The following is a 20,595-nucleotide window of genomic DNA, read 5'->3' on the forward strand; positions in this document are numbered from 1 at the left end:
TCCTGTTCTGGGCGAGATCACAGCGCTACCGGGCTACCCTTGCTGCCAACCGTCGCCCGGCCAGGCGACGCCGGGGGCTAGCGAGTGATATCCCAACCGCGCGCTTTCCACAATGCCGGCAGCGCAGCCAGATCGGTAAAGGTTGTCACTTTGGGATGATCGATTGGCGGGTTGTGCGGATCGGCGCAGAAGTAGAACACCTCCATGCCGGCGGCTATTCCCGATTGTGCACCTGCACTGGAATCATCAACCAGAATGCAGTTCTCAACGTTAACGTTCATCGCCTTTGCGGCATGGAACATCAGCGCCGGATCGGGTTTCCAGCGCTGAATATCGTAGCCGCTGTACAACCGGTCAGCGAAATGGTGCAGCAGGCCGGTGCGGCCAAGAGAGTGTTGCATCTTACTGACCGGGCCATTGGAGACCACGCACATCGGGACGCTTACCGCATCCAGCAGCGCCTGGGCTCCAGCAATCACCTCCAGTTCACTATCGAACAGGCGGGAGACTTCCGCACGGTAAATCGGCTCCAGGGTGGCCTTTTGCAGGTTAACGCCATGCTCGGCGTTGATGGTGTCGATTATTTCGTACAGCTTTACGCCTTTGAAGCGCTTAAAAATCTCTGCAAGCTCCAGCGTAATGCCAAATTCCTGGAACATGTGCACGTAGGCGCGGGAGCAAATTACCTCGCTGTCGACCAGCGTGCCGTCACAGTCAAAAAATACTGCTTCTGGTTGAGTCATAGCCATTCCATATTAACAAGTTTAACGTTTTCGTCATGTTCAATGCCGCGACGCAATCGTTGCCGTATAAGCAAAATAAATGAAAAAAATTACCATACAACCGCGCCTGGCGCTGTAATTTGGTATAGGATAGCGTCGAATTTTCCCTCCTTACGTTCGGAAACCGATAATGAGTCAACAACAAACCAGCCAGTCTTCTGGCCAGGGTCTGCTGGAGCGCGTATTTAAACTGCGCGAGCACGGCACCACGGTGCGCACGGAAGCCATCGCCGGTTTCACCACGTTCCTGACGATGGTGTATATCGTTTTTGTTAACCCACAAATTCTTGGCGTAGCGGGCATGGATACCAGCGCCGTGTTTGTGACCACCTGTCTGATTGCCGCTTTCGGCAGTATCATGATGGGGCTGTTCGCGAACCTGCCGGTTGCTCTGGCGCCGGCGATGGGCCTGAACGCCTTTTTCGCCTTTGTGGTGGTGCAGGTGATGGGCCTGCCATGGCAGGTCGGCATGGGCGCGATTTTCTGGGGCGCCGTCGGCCTGCTGCTGCTGACGATCTTCCGCGTACGCTACTGGATGATCGCCAATATTCCGCTGAGCCTGCGCGTGGGCATCACCAGCGGGATCGGCCTGTTTATCGGTATGATGGGCCTGAAGAACGCCGGGGTTATCGTCGCTAACCCGGAAACGCTGGTCAGCATTGGTCATCTGACTTCCCACAGCGTGCTGCTGGGCGTGCTGGGCTTCTTTATCATCGCGATTCTGGCGTCGCGCAACATTCACGCCGCGGTACTGGTCTCTATCGTTGTGACCACCCTGCTGGGCTGGATGCTGGGGGATGTGCACTACACCGGTATCGTCTCAGCGCCGCCGAGCGTGACTTCGGTGATCGGTCATGTCGATCTGGCGGGCTCCCTGAATCTGGGCCTGGCCGGGGTAATCTTCTCCTTTATGCTGGTCAACCTGTTTGACTCCTCCGGGACGCTGATCGGCGTGACGGATAAAGCGGGTCTGGCGGACGCCAACGGTAAATTCCCGCGCATGAAGCAGGCGCTGTTTGTCGATAGCGTCTCGTCGGTGGCAGGTTCCTTCATCGGCACCTCGTCGGTAACAGCGTATATCGAATCCTCCTCCGGCGTTTCCGTAGGCGGGCGCACCGGCCTGACCGCCGTTGTCGTCGGTATCCTGTTCCTGCTGGTTATCTTCCTCTCTCCGCTGGCGGGGATGGTTCCGGCCTATGCGGCCGCCGGCGCGCTGATTTACGTCGGCGTGCTGATGACCTCCAGCCTGGCGCGCGTGAAGTGGGATGACCTGACGGAAGCGGTACCGGCGTTTATCACCGCGGTGATGATGCCGTTTAGCTTCTCGATCACTGAAGGTATCGCCCTGGGCTTTATCTCCTACTGCGTGATGAAGATCGGCACCGGCCGTCTGCGCGACCTCAGCCCTTGCGTAATTATCGTCTCGCTGCTGTTCGTGCTGAAGATTGTCTTTATTGATGCACATTAATCCGCACGCATGATGAAAAAGCCCGGCATCGCTGCCGGGCTTTTTTTATGCTTTTACCCGCTTAATATAATCGCCAAAGGCGGTCAGCTGGCCGCGCAGATGGTCGAGGGTGCTCTGATCGACCACTTCACCTGACTGCGGATCCACTTTGTTCTGGATCACGCCGCCCATAAATTCCGGTTTATTCATTACCATCGCATCGAGGAACACCAGAATCTGCCGCAGATGATACTGGCAGCGCGCGCCGCCGATGGCGCCCATTGAGCTGGTTTGAATCAGCACCGGCTTGCCGGACAGCGGCTGCTCTGGCAGGCGTGAAAGCCAGTCGATGGCGTTTTTCAGGCCGCCAGGCACGGAATAGTTATACTCGGGGGTGACGATCACCACGCCATCCGCCTCGCGGATCTGTTGCGCAATCTCCTGCACGCGCTGCGGGAATCCCTCTTCTTCCTGAATATCAGCATCGTACAGCGGAATATCGCCGATTGACGGCAGCGCGGAGATGTCCATGCCCGCCGGCGCGATGCCGGGCAGGGTACGCGCGACCATTCCATTAAACGACCCTTTACGCAGGCTGCCGAGTAACGTAACCACTTTCAAGGTATCTGACATGATTGCTCCTTTGGATCATGATGCCGGCAAGACCGGTCAATTGAGGGATAAGGTTTTTTCCGTGGGTAGGCTGGTAAAGCGCATCAGGCGGGCTGACGGCTCGCGCGCGCGCCGCTGAGCGTCCGCCAGGCTGTGCCAGTCGCCTCCCTTTGCGTCATACTCCCAGACCTTCAGCGGGCCGATATTCGGGGTAGCGGCAATCGACCACACCAGCAGCGATTCGGCGTCACAGACGGCTTCGATCGGCAGGCTGCCGGCGGTACGCAGGCGGCCGGAGCCAGGCAGCAGCTGCAGCTGCGTTGATGTTTCACCGGTCAGCTTCAGCACGCTGCGCCGCAGCGCCACCAGTTGGCTGCGCGCTTCGTCCGGGTCATGCTGAATGTTAACCCACAGATTCTCATTGTTACTGAAATTTTGCCGGTCGGCGTCGTGGCTGCGGACAGTGCGCTGCAGCTCCATATCGAGGCCACAATCCCCTTCGGTGGTCAGCGCTACGCCAACGATATTGCCAGTATAAGAGATAGAGAAGCGGGGAAGGTGACGATCGCTAAAAACCGGTCGGCCATTGGCTTCGTTAACGATTTCAGGCAGCTCGCCGATGCCGTAAAGCATAAACAGCAGTTCGGCGAGCAGCGACCGCGAAGCGCGAAAGCGGGCTTGCCGGTATTCAGGGAGCCGACGTGCGGATTGATGACAGGCCGCTGACAAACGTGTCGATAGCGGCTCCCCGGTACTGAGTATCCCTCGTGCAAAATGCGTTGCCATACGTCGCTCCGTGAGTAATGGTCTGAATGAAAACTGCGGGCGCTATTATCGCCTGGTATTAACAGGTTTTAATGCCGAAATCCCCCCTTGAAAAGGGAATTTGTTTGGATTTTACAAATTATTGCGCAAATAAGGTGCTACGGACACGAAACAAAGCTTACAGCGTACCGGAATAGAGCGCTTTCAACGTATCTCTAAGCCAGACAAGCTTCGGGTTGTAGCTGTTGCGTTTATGCCATAGCAAGGTGAAGGGGACGCGAAGCTTTTCCAGATGCTGCGGCTCTAGCGGCAGCGGCCGGGAGACCAGCGGTAGCTGATGCTGCTGATTATAGTGCTGGCAGTAGCGTGGCGCGGTGGCCAGCATGGTGTGCTGCGGTTGAGCCGCCATAAAGAGGGATTGCTCAAACCCCGGCACGGTCAGCGCCACATTACGCTTATGCCCCAGCTCCTGCAGCACGTCGTCCAGCGCCCAGGTATCGCGTTGTTCCCAGCAGATGGTGATATGCGGATAGCGTAAGAATGCCGCCAGATCCCACTCCTCCCTGAGCGCCGGATGATCGGCGCGCAGCCAGACCTGCGGCAGGTCGGTGAACAGCACATCAAAATCGATATACCACGGCAGCAGGCTCAGCAGCTCCCGCGACTGCGGATGGCTTTCGCGTCCGCAGAAGCCGATATCCACCTCGCCGCGGATGATGGCGTCCAGGGAGTCGTAGTCCCAGTTGCGCAAACGAATCAATGCCTGCGGGTAGCGCTGATAGATGCGCTGGGAGAGGGTGTTAAACAGGATCATCAGCAACGGCGTTTCCGCCGCCAGCTCGAACTTGAGGCCGCTCGGCATGGTGTGGTGCGGTTTATCGAGGATCTGGTTGCCCATCTGCATCCAGTCCGCCAGATCCTGCTCCATGCTGCTGACCAGCGGTGTAGGCGCCAGGCCCAGCGGCGTTTTGACAAACAGCGGATCGTCAAACCAGGCGCGCAGCTTGGCCAGCGACTTGCTCACCGCCGAGGGCGAAACGTTCATCCGCTTCGCCGTACGGGTGACGCTGAGCTCCTGGGTCAGGAGCTGCAGGCAGAGCAGTAAATTAAGATCGAGACTCGAAAGCGGCTTCTTCATTGTGTTGCGCAACCCGCGGCGGAGTGGCGACCAGTAGCAGAACAAGACTCACTATGCTACAGGCAATGAGTATCCCGATCAGCATATTCATTGCGCTGAGTCCGATGATGGCGGCGAGCCAAATCCACAGCGACGAACCGCACACCTGCGCGATGCCGAGGACCGAGCTGGCGACACCGGCGCGCAGCGTGAATGGCCCCAGGGCCTGGCTCATTGCGACGCCGAAGCCGACGGAGAAGCCGGCGCAAATCATGCCCAGCCCGACCAGGGTGACGACCTGCTGGGTGGCGAGGCTCAGCGCCACGCCTGCCGCCAGGAACAGCAGCTGCGAGGTTATCATCAGGGTGCGTGGTTTAAACAGCGACAGGGCGAACGGCGTCGAGAAGGAGACCGCCATGCTGACCATCGCCATCAGCGCCATCGTCATGGAATAGGTGCCGCGATCGAACCCCATCTCCTCCATCATCAGTACCGGCGAGACGTTCACGTAGGTGAGGATCGCCGTCACGCTGAGGGTGGTGATGAGAATGCGGCTGAGGAAAAAGCGGTTCAACAGCGATTCGCCCGCGCCATGCTGCGGCATAGCCGTCTGCGCAGGCGCCGTCGGACGCGTCTCGCGCAGGATAAATACCGCCAGCAAACCCACTGTTACCCCCATGCCGATCATGGTGTAGAACAGACTCTGCCACGGGTATTTCAGCATGATCAGGTGGCCGAGCACCGGCGCCAGCACGGGGATGATGCAGGTAATGCCGTTGAGCAACGACAGCACTTTGGCCCGTCGACGGTCGTTCAGCGTATCGCGCAGAATAGCGAAAGCCACCACGTAGCAGCAGCCGGCGCCGATCCCCTGGATAAAGCGTCCGGTAAGGAAGTGGCTGCTGGTGTGCGCCTGCGCGCAGAGCAGGGAGGCGATAACAAAGATCGCCGCCCCCACCATGGCGACAGGCTTACGCCCCGAGCGGTCGGCGATACGGCCAGCAAACAGCATCGCGGAGGCCATTCCGGCCAGATAGACCGAGAAGGCGATATGTAATTGCGCCTCGCTGGCTCCCAGATCCTGAGCAATACGCGGCAGGCCGACGAGATACATATCGATGCCGGAGGGATAGAGCAGAACCAGGGCAAAGCTGCAGAGAAGAAAGCGTGTCATGAGATCCTCGCGATGTGAATGGTGTTCAGCATAGTGAGGAACGTCCCGCAAGACGAGTTGCCATTTGGACAACGCTATTTTCCTGGCAGGAAACGCGAACTAGCGGCCCCGGCATTGCCACACGCGGGCCATCCCTTCGCTTTCCGGCCGAACGCTTTCGAAGCCAAACTTCGCGTACAGCTCCGGAACATCCGCCACCAGCGTAACGTAGGCGCCGTCAAAGGCGTTAGCGTCCAGCCAGGCAACCAGCTTCTCCATCACCAGCCGGCCAAGGCCCTTTCCCTGGTGAGCCGGATCGACGGCGACGTCGACAATGTCGAAATTAATTGCGCCGTCGCCGACGATGCGCCCCATGGCGATAGGCGTCTCCTGCCAGAGGATATGTACGCCATAACAGCTGCGCGGCAGCCCGGCTCTGGCGCCTTCCAGGGGGCGCGGCGACATACCCGCTACCTCTCGCAGGTGGCAAAACGCTTCGGCGGAGGGCACCTTCTCGATCACGGTATATTCAACGGTCATGCTTTAGTCTCGTGGTTAAGGGGAGATAAAAGTAGAGAACGTTGCGCCGCAAAGGGCAAGAAAAAACCCGCATTAACGCGGCGTTAATGCGGGTGAGTGAACATTTACGGACTAAACGTTATTTGCCGATACAGAAGCTGGAGAAGATGCGGCCCAGCAGGTCATCGGAGGTGAACTCCCCGGTGATCTCGCTCAGCGCCTGCTGCGCGAGACGCAGCTCTTCCGCCAGCAGCTCGCCGGCCCAGGCGCCCAGCAGCTGGGCTTTGCCCTGCTGCAGATGGTCCGCCGCCTCTTCCAGCGCCTGCAGATGGCGACGGCGGGCGAGGAAGCCGCCTTCCATATTGGTATCGAAGCCCATGCTCTGCTTGAGGTGGTTACGCAGCACCTCGACGCCTTCGCCAGTGCGTGCCGACAGGCGGATCAGTGAGTGGCCATTTACTTCGCTGATACCCAGCGCTTCGCCGGTGACATCGGCTTTATTACGCACCACGGTAATCGGCAGTTTAGCGGGCAGGCGCTCGATAAAATCTGGCCAGATCTCCGCCGGATCAACGGCGCTGGTGGTGGTGCCATCGACCATAAACAGCACCCGATCGGCCTGGGCAATCTCCTGCCAGGCGCGCTCGATGCCGATACGTTCCACTTCGTCATTGGCGTCGCGCAGGCCTGCGGTATCAATGATATGCAGCGGCATGCCGTCGATATGGATATGCTCGCGCAGCACGTCGCGGGTGGTGCCGGCGATGTCGGTGACGATCGCTGCTTCGCGGCCCGCCAGGGCGTTTAGCAGGCTCGATTTACCGGCATTTGGCCGCCCGGCGATCACCACCTTCATCCCTTCGCGCAGCAGACTGCCCTGACGGGCTTCGGCGCGGACGGCGTCGAGGTCGGCCATCACCTCGTTCAGCTGGGCTTCAATTTTGCCGTCGGAGAGGAAATCAATTTCTTCATCCGGAAAATCAATCGCCGCTTCCACATAGATGCGCAGGTGAGTGAGTGCTTCCACAAGGTGGTTAACCCGCGCGGAGAAGGCCCCCTGCAGTGAGTTCAGCGCCGAGCGCGCCGCCTGTTCTGAGCTGGCGTCGATAAGGTCGGCGATGGCCTCTGCCTGCGCCAGGTCGAGCTTGTCGTTAAGGAACGCGCGCTCAGAGAATTCGCCGGGCCTGGCGATGCGCAGGCCCGGCAGGGTCAGAATACGTTTAAGCAGCAGGTCGAGAATGACCGGGCCGCCGTGGCCCTGCAGCTCAAGCACATCTTCCCCGGTAAAGGAGTTCGGCCCGGGGAACCAAAGCGCAATCCCCTGATCCAGCGGCGTACCGTCAACGTCGTTGAACGGCAGGTAGTCGGCATAGCGCGGTTTCGGCAGCTTGCCGAGTACCGCCTGCGCGACGTCGCGCGCTTTGAGGCCGGAGATGCGCAGGATGCCCACCCCCCCGCGTCCCGGTGGGGTTGCCTGGGCGACGATAGTGTCGTTATGGCTCATGGTGACTCTCTATGTAGATGTAAAAAAGGCGGTCCATTGACCGCCTTCTCTGGCATTAACGTTACCGTAACTACTCTAAATCATTCAAGTCGCAGATGCGTTGCCTTGAAGAATGAAGAGTATCAGGATTTCTTCTTCTCGCGGCTATGCAGGCCACGCTTCTCCAGACCACGGTAAATCAGCTGCTGCTGAATAATGGTCACCAGGTTGCTGACGATGTAGTACACCACCAGGCCAGACGGGAACCACAGGAAGAACACCGTGAAGATGACCGGCATAAAGGTCATGATCTTCTGCTGCATCGGGTCAGTCACGGTGGTCGGCGACATCTTCTGGATGAAGAACATCGTCGCGCCCATGATGATCGGCAGGATGTAGTACGGGTCCTGAGCAGACAGGTCGTGGATCCACAGGATAAACGGCGCATGACGCAGTTCAACCGAGGCGCTCAGCATGTAGTACAGCGCAAGGAAGATCGGCATCTGAATAATCAGCGGGAAGCAGCCGCCCAGCGGGTTCACTTTCTCCGCTTTATACAGCGCCATCATCTCCTGGCTTTGACGTTGTTTATCGTCGCCCAGACGCTCGCGCATGGCCTGAATCTTCGGCTGCAGCATACGCATCTTCGCCATGGAGGTGTACTGCGCTTTGGTCAGCGGGTACATGATGCCACGAACGATAAAGGTGATGACGATGATCGAGAAGCCCCAGTTGCCGAGGAAGCTGTGGATGAACTTCAGCAGCTTGAACAGCGGTTGGGAGATGAACCACAGCCAGCCGTAGTCGACGGTCAGATCCAGGTGCGGCGCGACGGCAGCCATTTTGTCCTGAATCGCCGGGCCGACCCACAGCGTGCTCTGCAGTTTGTCGGTTTGGCCAGGCTGTACCAGTACCGGCTGGGATTTATAGCCGATAGCAACAATGCCGTTGCCGAGGTTGGCGGTATAGAAGTTATTCGTCCCGTTATTCTGCGGCACCCACGCGGTGGTGAAGTACTGCTGCAGCATGGCAACCCAACCGTTTTTGGTGCTAACGTTCAGGTTTTCGTTATCCAGAATGGTATCGAATTTGTATTTTTCGTATTTCGAATCCGCGGTGGAGAACGCTGCGCCACGGAAAGTATGCATCGTGGACAGGCCGCCGGTCTGCGTATCGCGACTGGACGGCAGCGCAGCGGTCTGCTTCAGCTGACCGAAGGTCGAGACTTCCAGCGGTTTCTCGCTGGCATTCTGCACGCTATAACCGACGTTCACCGCATAGCCACCGCGTTTCAGGGTGAAGGTTTTGGTGAAGACGTTGCCGGCTTTGTCGGTGTAGGTCAGCGGGATGACGAGCTCATCCTGGCCATCGGCCAGCACAAACGCCTCTTTATCGACGCTGTACAGCGGACGCGGGCCGTTTGCCGGGTTATCCGGACCGTCACGGCCGGTTAAGCCGCTCTGCGCCTGGTAGACAAACTGCGGGGTGGTTTCCAGTAACTGGAACGGTTCGGTCGATTTCAGCGTTTTTGGATACGCCAGAAGCAGCGCCTGCTCAATATCGCCACCGTTGGTGTTGATAGTCAGCTCAAGCACGTCGGTTTTAACCGTAATCAGTTTCCCCTGGCCACTGGCCGGTACGCCCTGGTCGGCGGCGCTACCCGCTGCTGTGGTCGTAGTCTGCGTGGTCTGCTGCTGGGGTTGCGGATTTTTGTCCTGCTCCCAGGCTTGCCAGATCATGAAAGACACGAACAACAAAGCGATGATAAGAAGATTGCGTTGCGAATCCATCGTTAGTGTTCTCTGGTATCAAATGGTCCAGGCGGGACGGGATCGTCACCACCAGGGTGTAAAGGGTGGCATTTTAATACGCGTTTCATTGTCAACCAACTGCCTTTTATCACTCCAAACCTGCGTAAGGCCTCAATTCCGTATTGAGAACAGGTTGGGGTGAAACGACAATGCGGCCCGAGTAGCGGACTAATCAGGCGCTGATAAACTCGAATCAGGCCGATCAGGACCCGCGAGCCAGGCGACAATGGCGGCGCCATAATTTTTCCAACGCTTCCGAGAGAGCACGGTTATCGAGGTCGGCAACCCCTCTTTTCGCCACCACCACGAAATCCATAGGTGGGAGTTCATGTTGACGCAAACGAAAACTTTCACGCGTCAGACGTTTAATCCGATTGCGTTCATGTGCGCGTTTCACGTTTTTCTTGGCGACGGTGAGACCGATGCGGGGATGCCCCAGCGAATTCAGGCGGCCGAGGATGGTGATTTGCGGCGTGCCAGCCCGTTGTGGCTGCTGGAAGACGAAAGTGAAATGACTGGGAGTTAACAAGCGTAACTCCCTGGGAAATGCGAGCTTAACCACGCAGGGTTAGCTTTATTACTTGGAAACGGTCAGACGAGCGCGGCCTTTAGCACGACGACGTGCCAGAACCTGACGACCATTTTTAGTAGCCATACGAGCACGGAAGCCGTGAGAACGGTTGCGCTTCAGTACAGACGGTTGAAAAGTGCGTTTCATGGCGATTTCTACCTAAACTTGAATAAATTCACTGACTTTTGCGTAGACCCGAACGAACTTCGAACGACTTACGCCTCAGCGTGGGTGATTAAAGAGGCCGGATTGTAATAATTGTACACTCCGGAGTCAATTCTCTTTCCTTATTTCTCGCACCTCGTCGCACAAAAAATAAGCTGAGACGTGTGACGAAAACGGGCATTACGCGCCGGGTGGGGGATTATACGGCCTGGCCAGTAAAGCGCAAGGATCCTGAAGGATCTTTGTTAGATCGTTTGCGCCCAAAAGCGGCATAGCTCATTAATTTTTCCAATATGCGGCGGAAATCGTGCTTCACTCCTTCCAGGATCGATTACACTTACCCGGTTTCGATCCTTCCTGTGGATAAATCGGGAAGAATCTGTTGAGAAACACAAGATCTCTTTCTCAGTTTAGGCTATGATCCCCGGTCCCGATCGCGATCCCCGGATCCGCAGCGGGAAATAACCGCAGATAGCGGTTCGCACGTCACCCCTTTTGTGCAGGGGCTTTTCGGCTAATGCAGGGTCTTGTCGACGTGTGCCAACAATCACGATTGTTTCAGTTTTTCTTTGATATCGATTTTATGTTCGAGTGGAGTCCGCCGTGTCACTTTCGCTTTGGCAGCAGTGTCTTGCCCGATTGCAGGATGAGTTACCAGCCACAGAATTCAGCATGTGGATCCGCCCATTGCAGGCGGAACTGAGCGATAACACGCTGGCACTGTATGCGCCAAACCGTTTTGTGCTCGACTGGGTAAGGGACAAATACCTCAATAATATCAATGGACTCCTCAATGATTTTTGCGGTGCGGACGCCCCGCAGCTGCGTTTTGAGGTGGGCGCTAAGCCCGCCAGCTCGCTGCAGAAAGGGGCGGTAAGCCCGGCCGCAGCGACTATCCCGGCGGCGCAGGTGCAGACCGCGCGCGTGGCGCCGACGATCGTGCGCCCTGGCTGGGATAATGTCCCGGCGCCAGCGGAGCCGACCTACCGTTCTAACGTTAACGTGAAACACACGTTTGATAACTTCGTCGAAGGTAAATCTAACCAGCTGGCCCGCGCGGCGGCGCGTCAGGTGGCGGATAACCCGGGCGGCGCCTACAACCCCCTGTTCCTTTATGGCGGGACGGGTCTAGGCAAAACCCACCTGCTGCACGCGGTGGGGAACGGTATCGTGGCCCGTAAACCGAACGCCAAAGTGGTCTATATGCACTCGGAGCGTTTCGTTCAGGACATGGTTAAAGCGCTGCAGAACAACGCCATCGAAGAATTTAAGCGCTACTACCGATCCGTTGACGCTCTGCTGATCGATGACATTCAGTTCTTCGCCAATAAAGAGCGATCCCAGGAAGAGTTTTTCCATACCTTCAATGCTCTGCTGGAAGGTAATCAGCAGATCATTTTGACCTCGGATCGTTATCCCAAAGAGATCAACGGCGTTGAAGATCGTCTGAAATCCCGCTTCGGCTGGGGGCTGACGGTGGCGATCGAGCCGCCGGAGCTGGAAACCCGCGTCGCGATCCTGATGAAAAAAGCCGATGAGAACGACATCCGCCTGCCGGGTGAAGTAGCGTTCTTTATTGCCAAGCGTCTGCGCTCAAACGTGCGTGAGCTGGAGGGGGCGCTGAACCGCGTTATCGCCAACGCCAACTTCACCGGCCGGGCGATCACCATCGATTTCGTGCGCGAAGCGCTGCGCGATTTGCTGGCGCTGCAGGAAAAACTGGTCACCATCGACAATATTCAAAAGACGGTGGCGGAGTACTACAAGATTAAGGTAGCGGATCTGCTGTCCAAACGCCGCTCCCGTTCGGTGGCGCGTCCTCGCCAGATGGCGATGGCGCTGGCCAAAGAGCTGACCAACCACAGCCTGCCGGAAATCGGCGATGCGTTTGGCGGCCGCGACCATACCACCGTGCTGCACGCCTGCCGCAAGATTGAGCAGCTGCGTGAAGAAAGCCACGACATTAAAGAAGATTTTTCCAATTTAATCAGAACATTATCCTCGTGACGCTATGAAATTTACCGTAGAACGTGAACATTTATTAAAACCGCTGCAACAGGTGAGCGGTCCGTTAGGTGGTCGTCCGACGCTGCCCATTCTCGGTAACCTGCTGCTTCAGGTCGCGGACGGCGCGCTGTCGCTGACCGGTACCGATCTTGAAATGGAGATGGTGGCGCGCGTGGCGCTGGTTCAGCCGCACGAAGCGGGCGCCACCACCGTTCCGGCGCGTAAATTCTTTGATATCTGCCGCGGCCTGCCGGAAGGCGCGGAGATCGCGGTGCAGCTGGAAGGCGATCGCATGCTGGTGCGTTCCGGCCGCAGCCGCTTCTCGCTGTCGACCCTGCCCGCTGCCGATTTCCCGAATCTTGACGACTGGCAGAGCGAGGTGGAATTTACCCTGCCGCAGGCGACCATGAAGCGTCTGATCGAAGCGACCCAGTTCTCGATGGCGCACCAGGATGTTCGTTACTACTTAAACGGTATGCTGTTCGAAACCGAAGGCAGCGAACTGCGCACCGTTGCTACCGACGGCCACCGTCTGGCGGTCTGTTCGATGCCGCTGGAAGCGTCGCTGCCGAACCATTCGGTGATCGTGCCGCGTAAAGGGGTGATTGAGCTGATGCGGATGCTCGACGGCGGTGATACGCCGCTGCGCGTGCAGATTGGCAGCAATAACATCCGCGCCCACGTCGGCGATTTTATCTTCACTTCGAAGCTGGTTGATGGCCGTTTCCCTGATTATCGCCGCGTATTGCCGAAAAATCCGGATAAACACCTCGAAGCGGGCTGCGATATTCTGAAGCAGGCTTTTGCCCGCGCGGCGATTCTCTCCAATGAGAAATTCCGCGGCGTGCGGCTGTACGTGAGCGAAAATCAGCTGAAAATCACCGCCAATAACCCGGAGCAGGAAGAAGCGGAAGAGATTCTGGACGTGACCTACGCCGGAACGGAGATGGAGATTGGCTTCAACGTTAGCTACGTGCTGGATGTGCTGAACGCGCTGAAGTGCGAGAATGTACGGATTCTGCTGACGGATTCGGTGTCGAGCGTGCAGATTGAGGATGCGGCTTCGCAATCCGCCGCCTACGTTGTCATGCCAATGCGATTGTAGAATCTGCAAAGGGGCTGGTTTACTTGCCATTTCGCCTTCCGGCAGTGCTCGAAATGCTCACGTACTTCGTGTACGCTCCGCTTTCTGCGCGCTGGCGGTAGACGAACTGGCTGCGACACCCACGCCCCTTGAATGATGACGAGCTGATATGTCGCTATCCCGACTCCTGATCAAAGACTTCCGCAATATTGAACATGCGGATCTCGCTTTATCTCCCGGCTTTAACTTCCTGGTTGGCGCCAACGGCAGCGGCAAAACCAGCGTGCTGGAAGCCATCTACACGCTTGGCCACGGCCGGGCGTTTCGCAGTTTGCAAATTGGCCGGGTGATCCGCCACGAGCAGGAGGCCTTTGTTCTTCATGGCCGTCTGCAGGGCGAAGAGCGGGAAACCGCCATCGGCCTGACCAAAGACAAACAGGGCGACAGCAAGGTGCGTATCGACGGCACCGACGGCCACAAAGTGGCGGAGCTGGCGCACCTGATGCCGATGCAGCTTATTACGCCGGAGGGGTTTACTTTACTCAACGGCGGCCCCAAATACAGAAGAGCATTCCTTGACTGGGGATGCTTTCATAACGAAGCCGGATTCTTCACCGCCTGGAGCAACCTGAAGCGCCTGGTCAAGCAGCGCAACGCCGCGCTGCGTCAGGTCAGCCGCTATGCCCAGCTGCGGCCATGGGATCTGGAATTAATCCCGCTGGCGGAGCAGATCAGCCGCTGGCGTGCCGAATACAGCGCCGCTATCGTCGAAGACATGGCGGATACCTGTCAGCAATTTTTACCGGAATTCTCGCTCTCTTTCTCCTTCCAGCGCGGCTGGGAAAAAGAGACCGACTACGCTGAAGTGCTGGAGCGGAATTTCGAGCGCGACAGAATGTTAACCTATACCGCCCACGGCCCGCATAAAGCGGATTTCCGTATTCGTGCCGACGGGGCGCCGGTGGAAGATACCTTGTCGCGCGGGCAGCTTAAGCTGCTGATGTGCGCCCTGCGTCTGGCGCAGGGCGAGTTCCTCACCCGCGTCAGCGGGCGGCGCTGCCTGTACCTGATAGATGATTTTGCCTCGGAACTCGATGATGCCCGCCGCGGTCTGTTATCCAGTCGCCTGAAAGCGACGCAGTCGCAGGTTTTCGTCAGCGCGATCAGCGCTGAGCACGTTATGGACATGTCGGACAAAAATTCGAAGATGTTCCGCGTGGAAAAAGGTAAAATAACGGATTAACCCAAGATTAAATGAGCGAGAAACGTTGATGTCGAATTCTTATGACTCCTCCAGTATCAAAGTCCTGAAAGGGCTGGATGCGGTGCGTAAGCGCCCGGGTATGTATATCGGCGACACGGATGACGGCACCGGTCTGCACCACATGGTATTCGAGGTTGTGGATAACGCTATCGACGAAGCGCTCGCGGGTTACTGCAAAGATATCGTGGTGACCATCCACAGCGATAACTCCGTCTCCGTCCAGGATGACGGCCGCGGCATCCCGACCGGCATTCACCCGGAAGAGGGCGTCTCCGCAGCGGAAGTTATCATGACCGTCCTGCACGCTGGCGGTAAATTTGACGATAACTCCTATAAAGTCTCCGGCGGCCTGCACGGCGTGGGCGTCTCGGTGGTTAACGCCCTGTCGCAGAAGCTGGAGCTGGTTATCCAGCGCGATAACAAAGTGCACAAACAAATGTATGAGCACGGTGTGCCGCAGGCGCCGCTGGCCGTGACCGGCGAGACCGATAAAACCGGCACCATGGTGCGTTTCTGGCCGAGCCTGGAAACCTTCACCAACGTCACCGAGTTTGAATACGATATCCTGGCGAAACGCCTGCGCGAACTGTCGTTCCTGAACTCCGGGGTCTCTATCCGCCTGCGCGATAAGCGTGACGGCAAAGAAGATCATTTCCACTACGAAGGCGGCATCAAGGCGTTCGTTGAGTATCTCAACAAGAACAAAACGCCGATCCATCCGAATATCTTCTATTTCTCTACGGAAAAAGACGGTATCGGTGTGGAAGTGGCCCTGCAGTGGAACGATGGCTTCCAGGAAAACATTTACTGCTTTACCAATAACATTCCGCAGCGTGACGGTGGTACTCACCTTGCCGGCTTTCGTGCGGCGATGACCCGTACCCTCAACGCCTACATGGACAAAGAGGGCTACAGTAAAAAAGCGAAAGTCAGCGCCACCGGCGACGACGCCCGTGAAGGCCTGATTGCCGTGGTATCGGTGAAAGTGCCGGATCCGAAATTCTCCTCGCAGACCAAAGACAAGCTGGTCTCCTCCGAGGTGAAATCGGCGGTTGAGCAGCAGATGAACGAACTGCTGAGCGAATACCTGCTGGAAAACCCGTCCGATGCGAAAATCGTGGTCGGCAAAATTATTGACGCCGCGCGCGCGCGCGAAGCCGCGCGTCGTGCCCGTGAGATGACCCGCCGTAAAGGCGCGCTGGATCTGGCTGGCCTGCCGGGCAAACTGGCGGACTGCCAGGAACGCGACCCGGCGCTCTCCGAACTGTACCTCGTGGAAGGGGACTCCGCGGGCGGCTCTGCGAAGCAGGGCCGTAACCGTAAGAATCAGGCGATCCTGCCGCTGAAGGGTAAAATCCTTAACGTCGAGAAAGCCCGCTTCGATAAAATGCTCTCTTCTCAGGAAGTGGCCACGCTGATCACCGCTCTGGGCTGCGGCATCGGCCGCGATGAGTACAACCCGGACAAACTGCGCTATCACAGCATCATCATCATGACCGATGCGGACGTCGACGGCTCGCACATTCGTACCCTGCTGTTGACCTTCTTCTATCGTCAGATGCCGGAGATCGTCGAGCGCGGCCACGTCTATATTGCCCAGCCGCCGCTGTACAAAGTGAAGAAAGGCAAACAGGAACAGTACATTAAAGACGACGAAGCGATGGATCAGTATCAGATCGCTATCGCTCTTGACGGTGCGACCCTGCATACTAACGCCAATGCGCCGGCGCTGGCGGGCGAACCGCTGGAAAAACTGGTTGCCGAGTTTAACGCCACCCAGAAAATGATTGGCCGCATGGAGCGCCGCTTCCCGAAAGCGCTGCTGAAAGAGCTTATCTATCAGCCGACCCTGACCGAGGCCGATCTGGCTGACGAACAGAAGGTGACCCGCTGGGTGAACACGCTGGTATCCGAGCTGAATGAGAAAGAGCAGCACGGCAGCCAGTGGAAATTTGATCTCCACGAGAACAAAGAGCTGCAGCATTTTGAACCGGTTATCCGCGTTCGTACCCACGGCGTGGACACCGACTATCCGCTGGATAATGAGTTCATTATGGGGCCGGAATATCGCCGTATCTGTACCCTGGGCGAGAAACTGCGCGGCCTGATGGAAGAAGATGCTTACATCGAGCGCGGCGAACGTCGTCAGCCGGTGGCCAGCTTCGAGCAGGCTCTGGACTGGCTGGTGAAAGAGTCCCGTCGCGGCCTCTCTATCCAGCGCTATAAAGGTCTGGGCGAGATGAACCCGGATCAGCTGTGGGAGACCACCATGGATCCGGACAGCCGCCGCATGCTGCGCGTCACCGTCAAGGATGCCATTGCTGCCGATCAGCTGTTCACCACCCTGATGGGTGATGCGGTTGAACCACGTCGCGCCTTTATCGAAGAAAATGCCCTGAAAGCGGCGAATATCGATATCTAAGCCGTGTTCCCCCGGAGCGAGTTTGCCCGGGGTAACGGAATGTCTGAGCCCGGTCGCATGGCGCGACCGGGCTTTTCTTTGCCAGTAAAAGAGGAATCTTCTGCTGCGGTTCCATCCCCCTTTCTGGCCGACACTTTTACTGTTTTTTGAGCGGAATCGCGTTAGCATGAGGGAAGACTCATCTTACCCGGGGATCCTATGGCTATTAAACTGATTGCAATCGATATGGACGGCACGCTGCTGCTGCCAGACCATACCATCTCTCCTGCGGTGAAAGCCGCCATTGCCGCGGCGCGTGAGCGCGGCGTCAACGTGGTGCTGACCACCGGCCGCCCTTACGCCGGCGTTCACAGCTATCTGAAAGAGCTGCATATGGAGCAGCCGGGTGATTACTGCATTACCTACAATGGCGCGCTGGTGCAAAAAGCCGGGGACGGCAGCACCGTTGCGCAAACCGCGCTGAGCTATGACGACTATCGCTTCCTCGAACAGCTCTCCCGCGAAGTCGGCTCCCACTTCCACGCGCTCGATCGCAATACGCTGTATACCGCAAACCGCGATATCAGTTACTACACCGTGCATGAATCCTATGTGGCAACCATCCCGCTGGTGTTCTGCGAAGCGGAAAAGATGGACCCTGAAATCCAGTTGCTGAAAGTCATGATGATCGATGAGCCGGCGATCCTCGACCAGGCCATCGCCCGTATCCCGGCGGAAGTGAAAGAGAAGTACACCGTGCTGAAAAGCGCGCCTTACTTCCTCGAAATACTGGATAAACGCGTCAATAAAGGCACCGGCGTGAAGTCGCTGGCCGATGCGCTGGGTATCAAACCAGAAGAGATTATGGCGATTGGCGATCAGGAAAATGATATCGCGATGATTGAATTTGCCGGCGTCGGCGTGGCGATGGATAACGCCATTCCGGCGGTCAAAGAGGCGGCGAACTTCATTACCAAATCGAACCTCGATGATGGCGTCGCCTTCGCTATTGAAAAATACGTTTTAGCGTAAGCTTCCTTCAGGCCCGGCGTTCTTCGGGCCTGCCTTCTCTTTTTTCATGAACAGATGTTAATCCGCATTTAAATCCCTTATTCCGCACAGGGGATTCTATAAGCTACCCGCCCTCTTTTTTTGCAATTCAGAACTAACATCAGATTTTTCATGAATAAACGCCATTATTTGATGTTGGTTACGCTGCCATTCGCCTCTGTTCAGATTTGCGCGGCCGCGGAACCAACGACGCCGCTTGAGCCGGCGTACGCCTATCACGGCGCCGAGCCTGCGGATCTGCCGGCGCCGGTCGACACCGAGACTGAGACAGCGGAATCGGCGCCGATATTGCCATTTCTAGGCGATGAGGCCAGAAAACGTGGCTACGTCCTGCCGCTGCCGTTTGGCGTCAGCATTAACTATATGGATATGCGGCAGAATATTAATGTCGACAGCATTAGCTTCACCGGCCTGTCGCTGGACGGCCGCAATATCGATTGCGGTAAGGATCCTGTTTGCAAACACGCCGTGAAGAACATTTTCGCTAATGGGCCGGTCTCGCTGGACAACGCCTTCCAGATTGGCGTCGGTCATACGCGGGAAAGCAGCAAAACCGAGACGCTCAAGCTGGATGCCTGGCTGCTGCCGTTTATGAATGTTTATGGTCTCGTCGGACACACCGAGGGACACTCCATTTCGCAGATTGCCGTCGCCCTGAAGGGACCGAACGGCAAAGTGGTGCCCATGCCCGGAATGCAGGACCTCGACTTTCGCCTCGATTTTAAAGGTACCACCTATGGGATGGGCACCACGCTGGTGGGCGGCGTCGGCAACTGGTTTACGGTGCTGGACGCTAACTACACCCAGACCCGCTTTGATATCCTCGACGGCAGCATTGATGCGTTTACCTTTTCGCCGCGCGTAGGCTATCGTTTCATTACGCCTTCGGTCGATGCGCTACATCTCCCCGCCGGTAAGCTGAACCTGTGGGTCGGCAGCATGTATCAGGACGTGCAGCAGGAGTTTAAGGGCAGCCTTAACGATCTCTCGATGCCGTCGCCGCTGCTGCAGAATATGGTCAACCTGGCCAACCAGGACAATAACGGTCGCTTCGATGTGAAGCAGCATCTGCAGTCGCCGTGGAACGTGCTGGTGGGCGCACAGTATGAGCTGACGCAGAATTTTAACATCACCACGGAGTTTGGTTTTGCCGAACGTAACAGCTTCTTTATCTCCGGTGAGTATCGCTTTTGAGCCGACCGCTTAACCCTGTTCTGTTGCTTCTGACATGCGCGCTATGCGCGCCGGTCCAGGCCAAGGTCACCAGCCGCGAGCAAATCGACGGCTGGCTGCAGCATCTCGGCGCCAGCGATAAGTTCGACGCCAGCAAAGGCATTGACTGGGGCATGATGCCCGGTCCGTTTTATACGCCGGAGCTGGGGCTGGGCATCGGCACTGCCGTCGTCGGTCTCTACCGTCCCGATCCGCAGGATACCACCAGCCAGAATTCCACGCTGACGCTCAGCGGCTACGCCAGCTCCACCGGCGCCTTTGGCCTTAGCGTGAAAAACTACGCTTTTTTTGACCACGACCGATGGCGAATTTTTGTTGATGGTTCAATGGCCAACACCCCGACGTACTTCTGGGGACAAGGCTTTCATGCCGGCGATAAAGACAACGAAAAAGAGAAATATACCGCCCAGGTGCTGACCCTGCGCCCGACGGTCTACCGACAGCTTATCGACAATGTTTATCTCGGCGCTGGATGGTCGCTGGCGGCGCAGAATGCCGATAAGATGGACCATAACGATCTGCCGAAAATTGAAAATACCCCGCAGGGACCGTCGGTATTCAGCTCGGGTGCCAGCGTCGCGCTCAACTGGGACGATCGCGACTTCGTCCCCAATCCGCGCCGGGGTCAATATGCCAACTTCCGTTACACCCACTATGCGCCCGGCTTAGGCAGCGATACCCGCTTTGAAGAATTTCAGCTGCACTACAGCCATTATCATGCCCTCAGCGAGAAGAGCGTCCTCGCCTGGGAGGCCGATGGCGCTTTCACCCAGGGCGAGGTACCGTGGAGCATGATGCCGCTGCTGGGCAGCGATGAACGGATGCGCGGCTACTACCAGGGGCGCTACCGGGATAAAAACGTCGTCAGCGGTCAGCTGGAATATCGCCGGCAGCTCACCTGGCGGCACGGGATTGTCGCCTGGGCCGGGGCGGGAACCATGGGGCCTTCACTGTCGTCGCTGAATAATGGCCGCTGGCTGCCTTCGGCGGGCGTTGGCTACCGCTTTGAATTCAAACCTCGTGTTAACGTTCGCCTCGACTACGGTATCGGCAAAGGCAGCAGCGGCTTTTACTTCCAGGTCGGCGAAGCGTTTTAAGCTCGTCGCCGGG

General features: G+C 57.4%; 19 protein-coding genes. 8 read left to right on the top strand and 11 right to left on the bottom strand.

What is annotated here, in order from left to right; translation table 11 throughout:
- Positions 1 to 77: 77 nt before the first annotated feature.
- Positions 78 to 743 (bottom strand): 6-phosphogluconate phosphatase, encoded by a 666-nt coding sequence (gene yieH / locus KHQ24_RS20770; protein WP_048293941.1) that lies wholly within the window; start codon positions 741 to 743, stop codon positions 78 to 80.
- A gap of 169 nt (positions 744 to 912) precedes the next feature.
- On the opposite strand from yieH, the gene KHQ24_RS20775 reads away from it, so the two are divergent.
- Positions 913 to 2,250, top strand: coding sequence for an NCS2 family permease (locus KHQ24_RS20775; RefSeq protein WP_211777443.1), 1,338 nt, complete (start codon positions 913 to 915; stop codon positions 2,248 to 2,250).
- 45 nt (positions 2,251 to 2,295) lie between these two features.
- Here KHQ24_RS20775 and KHQ24_RS20780 read toward each other — a convergent pair whose 3' ends face one another.
- From KHQ24_RS20780 to rpmH, 10 genes are all read right to left on the bottom strand, one after another.
- A complete protein-coding gene (locus tag KHQ24_RS20780) occupies positions 2,296 to 2,862 on the bottom strand; it encodes an NADPH-dependent FMN reductase (RefSeq protein ID WP_004202293.1) in 567 nt (188 codons plus the stop codon).
- Between the two features lie 36 nt (positions 2,863 to 2,898).
- Positions 2,899 to 3,474: a 4'-phosphopantetheinyl transferase family protein gene (locus tag KHQ24_RS20785; RefSeq protein ID WP_072140520.1), complete on the bottom strand. Its 576-nt coding sequence runs from the start codon at positions 3,472 to 3,474 to the stop codon at positions 2,899 to 2,901.
- A 310-nt stretch (positions 3,475 to 3,784) separates the two neighbouring features.
- Positions 3,785 to 4,744: an HTH-type transcriptional regulator YidZ gene (gene yidZ, locus KHQ24_RS20790; protein ID WP_004202291.1), complete on the bottom strand. Its 960-nt coding sequence runs from the start codon at positions 4,742 to 4,744 to the stop codon at positions 3,785 to 3,787.
- Positions 4,713 to 5,897, bottom strand: coding sequence for an MFS transporter (locus tag KHQ24_RS20795; protein ID WP_032456771.1), 1,185 nt, complete (start codon positions 5,895 to 5,897; stop codon positions 4,713 to 4,715). The genes yidZ and KHQ24_RS20795 overlap by 32 nt, the downstream gene beginning before the upstream one ends.
- 99 nt (positions 5,898 to 5,996) lie before the next feature.
- Positions 5,997 to 6,416, bottom strand: coding sequence for a GNAT family N-acetyltransferase (locus tag KHQ24_RS20800; protein ID WP_062913771.1), 420 nt, complete (start codon positions 6,414 to 6,416; stop codon positions 5,997 to 5,999).
- Positions 6,417 to 6,534: 118 nt separating this feature from the next.
- Complete coding sequence (gene mnmE / locus KHQ24_RS20805) at positions 6,535 to 7,899, bottom strand: tRNA uridine-5-carboxymethylaminomethyl(34) synthesis GTPase MnmE (protein WP_004202288.1); 1,365 nt, start codon at positions 7,897 to 7,899, stop codon at positions 6,535 to 6,537.
- 122 nt (positions 7,900 to 8,021) lie between these two features.
- Positions 8,022 to 9,668 (bottom strand): membrane protein insertase YidC, encoded by a 1,647-nt coding sequence (yidC, locus tag KHQ24_RS20810; RefSeq protein WP_017899657.1) that lies wholly within the window; start codon positions 9,666 to 9,668, stop codon positions 8,022 to 8,024.
- Between the two features lie 2 nt (positions 9,669 to 9,670).
- Positions 9,671 to 9,928: a membrane protein insertion efficiency factor YidD gene (gene yidD / locus KHQ24_RS20815; protein WP_004151536.1), complete on the bottom strand. Its 258-nt coding sequence runs from the start codon at positions 9,926 to 9,928 to the stop codon at positions 9,671 to 9,673.
- Entirely contained in the window at positions 9,892 to 10,251 is a 360-nt protein-coding gene (gene rnpA, locus KHQ24_RS20820; RefSeq protein ID WP_004151535.1) for a ribonuclease P protein component, read from the bottom strand. Before rnpA ends, yidD begins: the two co-directional genes overlap by 37 nt.
- 15 nt (positions 10,252 to 10,266) lie before the next feature.
- Positions 10,267 to 10,407 carry a 50S ribosomal protein L34 gene (gene rpmH / locus KHQ24_RS20825; protein WP_000831330.1) on the bottom strand — a complete coding sequence of 47 codons (141 nt, stop codon included), beginning with the start codon at positions 10,405 to 10,407 and terminating at the stop codon, positions 10,267 to 10,269.
- Positions 10,408 to 11,028: 621 nt separating this feature from the next.
- Here rpmH and dnaA point away from each other — a divergent pair.
- From dnaA to KHQ24_RS20860, 7 genes are all read left to right on the top strand, one after another.
- Positions 11,029 to 12,432 carry a chromosomal replication initiator protein DnaA gene (gene dnaA / locus KHQ24_RS20830; protein ID WP_017899658.1) on the top strand — a complete coding sequence of 468 codons (1,404 nt, stop codon included), beginning with the start codon at positions 11,029 to 11,031 and terminating at the stop codon, positions 12,430 to 12,432.
- Between the two features lie 4 nt (positions 12,433 to 12,436).
- Positions 12,437 to 13,537, top strand: coding sequence for a DNA polymerase III subunit beta (gene dnaN, locus KHQ24_RS20835; protein ID WP_004145090.1), 1,101 nt, complete (start codon positions 12,437 to 12,439; stop codon positions 13,535 to 13,537).
- Between the two features lie 148 nt (positions 13,538 to 13,685).
- Positions 13,686 to 14,759 carry a DNA replication/repair protein RecF gene (gene recF / locus KHQ24_RS20840; protein WP_032454434.1) on the top strand — a complete coding sequence of 358 codons (1,074 nt, stop codon included), beginning with the start codon at positions 13,686 to 13,688 and terminating at the stop codon, positions 14,757 to 14,759.
- A 28-nt stretch (positions 14,760 to 14,787) separates the two neighbouring features.
- Entirely contained in the window at positions 14,788 to 17,202 is a 2,415-nt protein-coding gene (gene gyrB, locus KHQ24_RS20845) for a DNA topoisomerase (ATP-hydrolyzing) subunit B (RefSeq protein WP_004202281.1), read from the top strand.
- Positions 17,203 to 17,400: 198 nt separating this feature from the next.
- Positions 17,401 to 18,213, top strand: a complete 813-nt coding sequence (gene yidA, locus KHQ24_RS20850) for a sugar-phosphatase (protein WP_004202280.1) — start codon at positions 17,401 to 17,403, stop codon at positions 18,211 to 18,213.
- 150 nt (positions 18,214 to 18,363) lie between these two features.
- Positions 18,364 to 19,446 (top strand): hypothetical protein, encoded by a 1,083-nt coding sequence (locus tag KHQ24_RS20855; RefSeq protein WP_075205507.1) that lies wholly within the window; start codon positions 18,364 to 18,366, stop codon positions 19,444 to 19,446.
- The gene (locus tag KHQ24_RS20860; RefSeq protein ID WP_043522866.1) at positions 19,443 to 20,582 is read left to right on the top strand and encodes a BamA/TamA family outer membrane protein; all 1,140 of its coding nucleotides are present in this window, start codon (positions 19,443 to 19,445) and stop codon (positions 20,580 to 20,582) included. Before KHQ24_RS20855 ends, KHQ24_RS20860 begins: the two co-directional genes overlap by 4 nt.
- Positions 20,583 to 20,595: the final 13 nt, after the last annotated feature.

It is taken from the genome of Klebsiella sp. 54 (assembly GCF_018223875.1).
Lineage (GTDB): Bacteria > Pseudomonadota > Gammaproteobacteria > Enterobacterales > Enterobacteriaceae > Klebsiella > Klebsiella quasipneumoniae.

Coding starts and splice junctions, on each gene's coding strand:
- yieH (WP_048293941.1), bottom strand. CDS start 743: ATGACTCAACCAGAAGCAGTATTTTTTGACTGTGACGGCACGCTGGTC.
- KHQ24_RS20775 (WP_211777443.1), top strand. CDS start 913: ATGAGTCAACAACAAACCAGCCAGTCTTCTGGCCAGGGTCTGCTGGAG.
- KHQ24_RS20780 (WP_004202293.1), bottom strand. CDS start 2,862: ATGTCAGATACCTTGAAAGTGGTTACGTTACTCGGCAGCCTGCGTAAA.
- KHQ24_RS20785 (WP_072140520.1), bottom strand. CDS start 3,474: ATGCTTTACGGCATCGGCGAGCTGCCTGAAATCGTTAACGAAGCCAAT.
- yidZ (WP_004202291.1), bottom strand. CDS start 4,744: ATGAAGAAGCCGCTTTCGAGTCTCGATCTTAATTTACTGCTCTGCCTG.
- KHQ24_RS20795 (WP_032456771.1), bottom strand. CDS start 5,897: ATGACACGCTTTCTTCTCTGCAGCTTTGCCCTGGTTCTGCTCTATCCC.
- KHQ24_RS20800 (WP_062913771.1), bottom strand. CDS start 6,416: ATGACCGTTGAATATACCGTGATCGAGAAGGTGCCCTCCGCCGAAGCG.
- mnmE (WP_004202288.1), bottom strand. CDS start 7,899: ATGAGCCATAACGACACTATCGTCGCCCAGGCAACCCCACCGGGACGC.
- yidC (WP_017899657.1), bottom strand. CDS start 9,668: ATGGATTCGCAACGCAATCTTCTTATCATCGCTTTGTTGTTCGTGTCT.
- yidD (WP_004151536.1), bottom strand. CDS start 9,928: ATGGCGCCGCCATTGTCGCCTGGCTCGCGGGTCCTGATCGGCCTGATT.
- rpmH (WP_000831330.1), bottom strand. CDS start 10,407: ATGAAACGCACTTTTCAACCGTCTGTACTGAAGCGCAACCGTTCTCAC.
- dnaN (WP_004145090.1), top strand. CDS start 12,437: ATGAAATTTACCGTAGAACGTGAACATTTATTAAAACCGCTGCAACAG.
- recF (WP_032454434.1), top strand. CDS start 13,686: ATGTCGCTATCCCGACTCCTGATCAAAGACTTCCGCAATATTGAACAT.
- gyrB (WP_004202281.1), top strand. CDS start 14,788: ATGTCGAATTCTTATGACTCCTCCAGTATCAAAGTCCTGAAAGGGCTG.
- yidA (WP_004202280.1), top strand. CDS start 17,401: ATGGCTATTAAACTGATTGCAATCGATATGGACGGCACGCTGCTGCTG.
- KHQ24_RS20855 (WP_075205507.1), top strand. CDS start 18,364: ATGAATAAACGCCATTATTTGATGTTGGTTACGCTGCCATTCGCCTCT.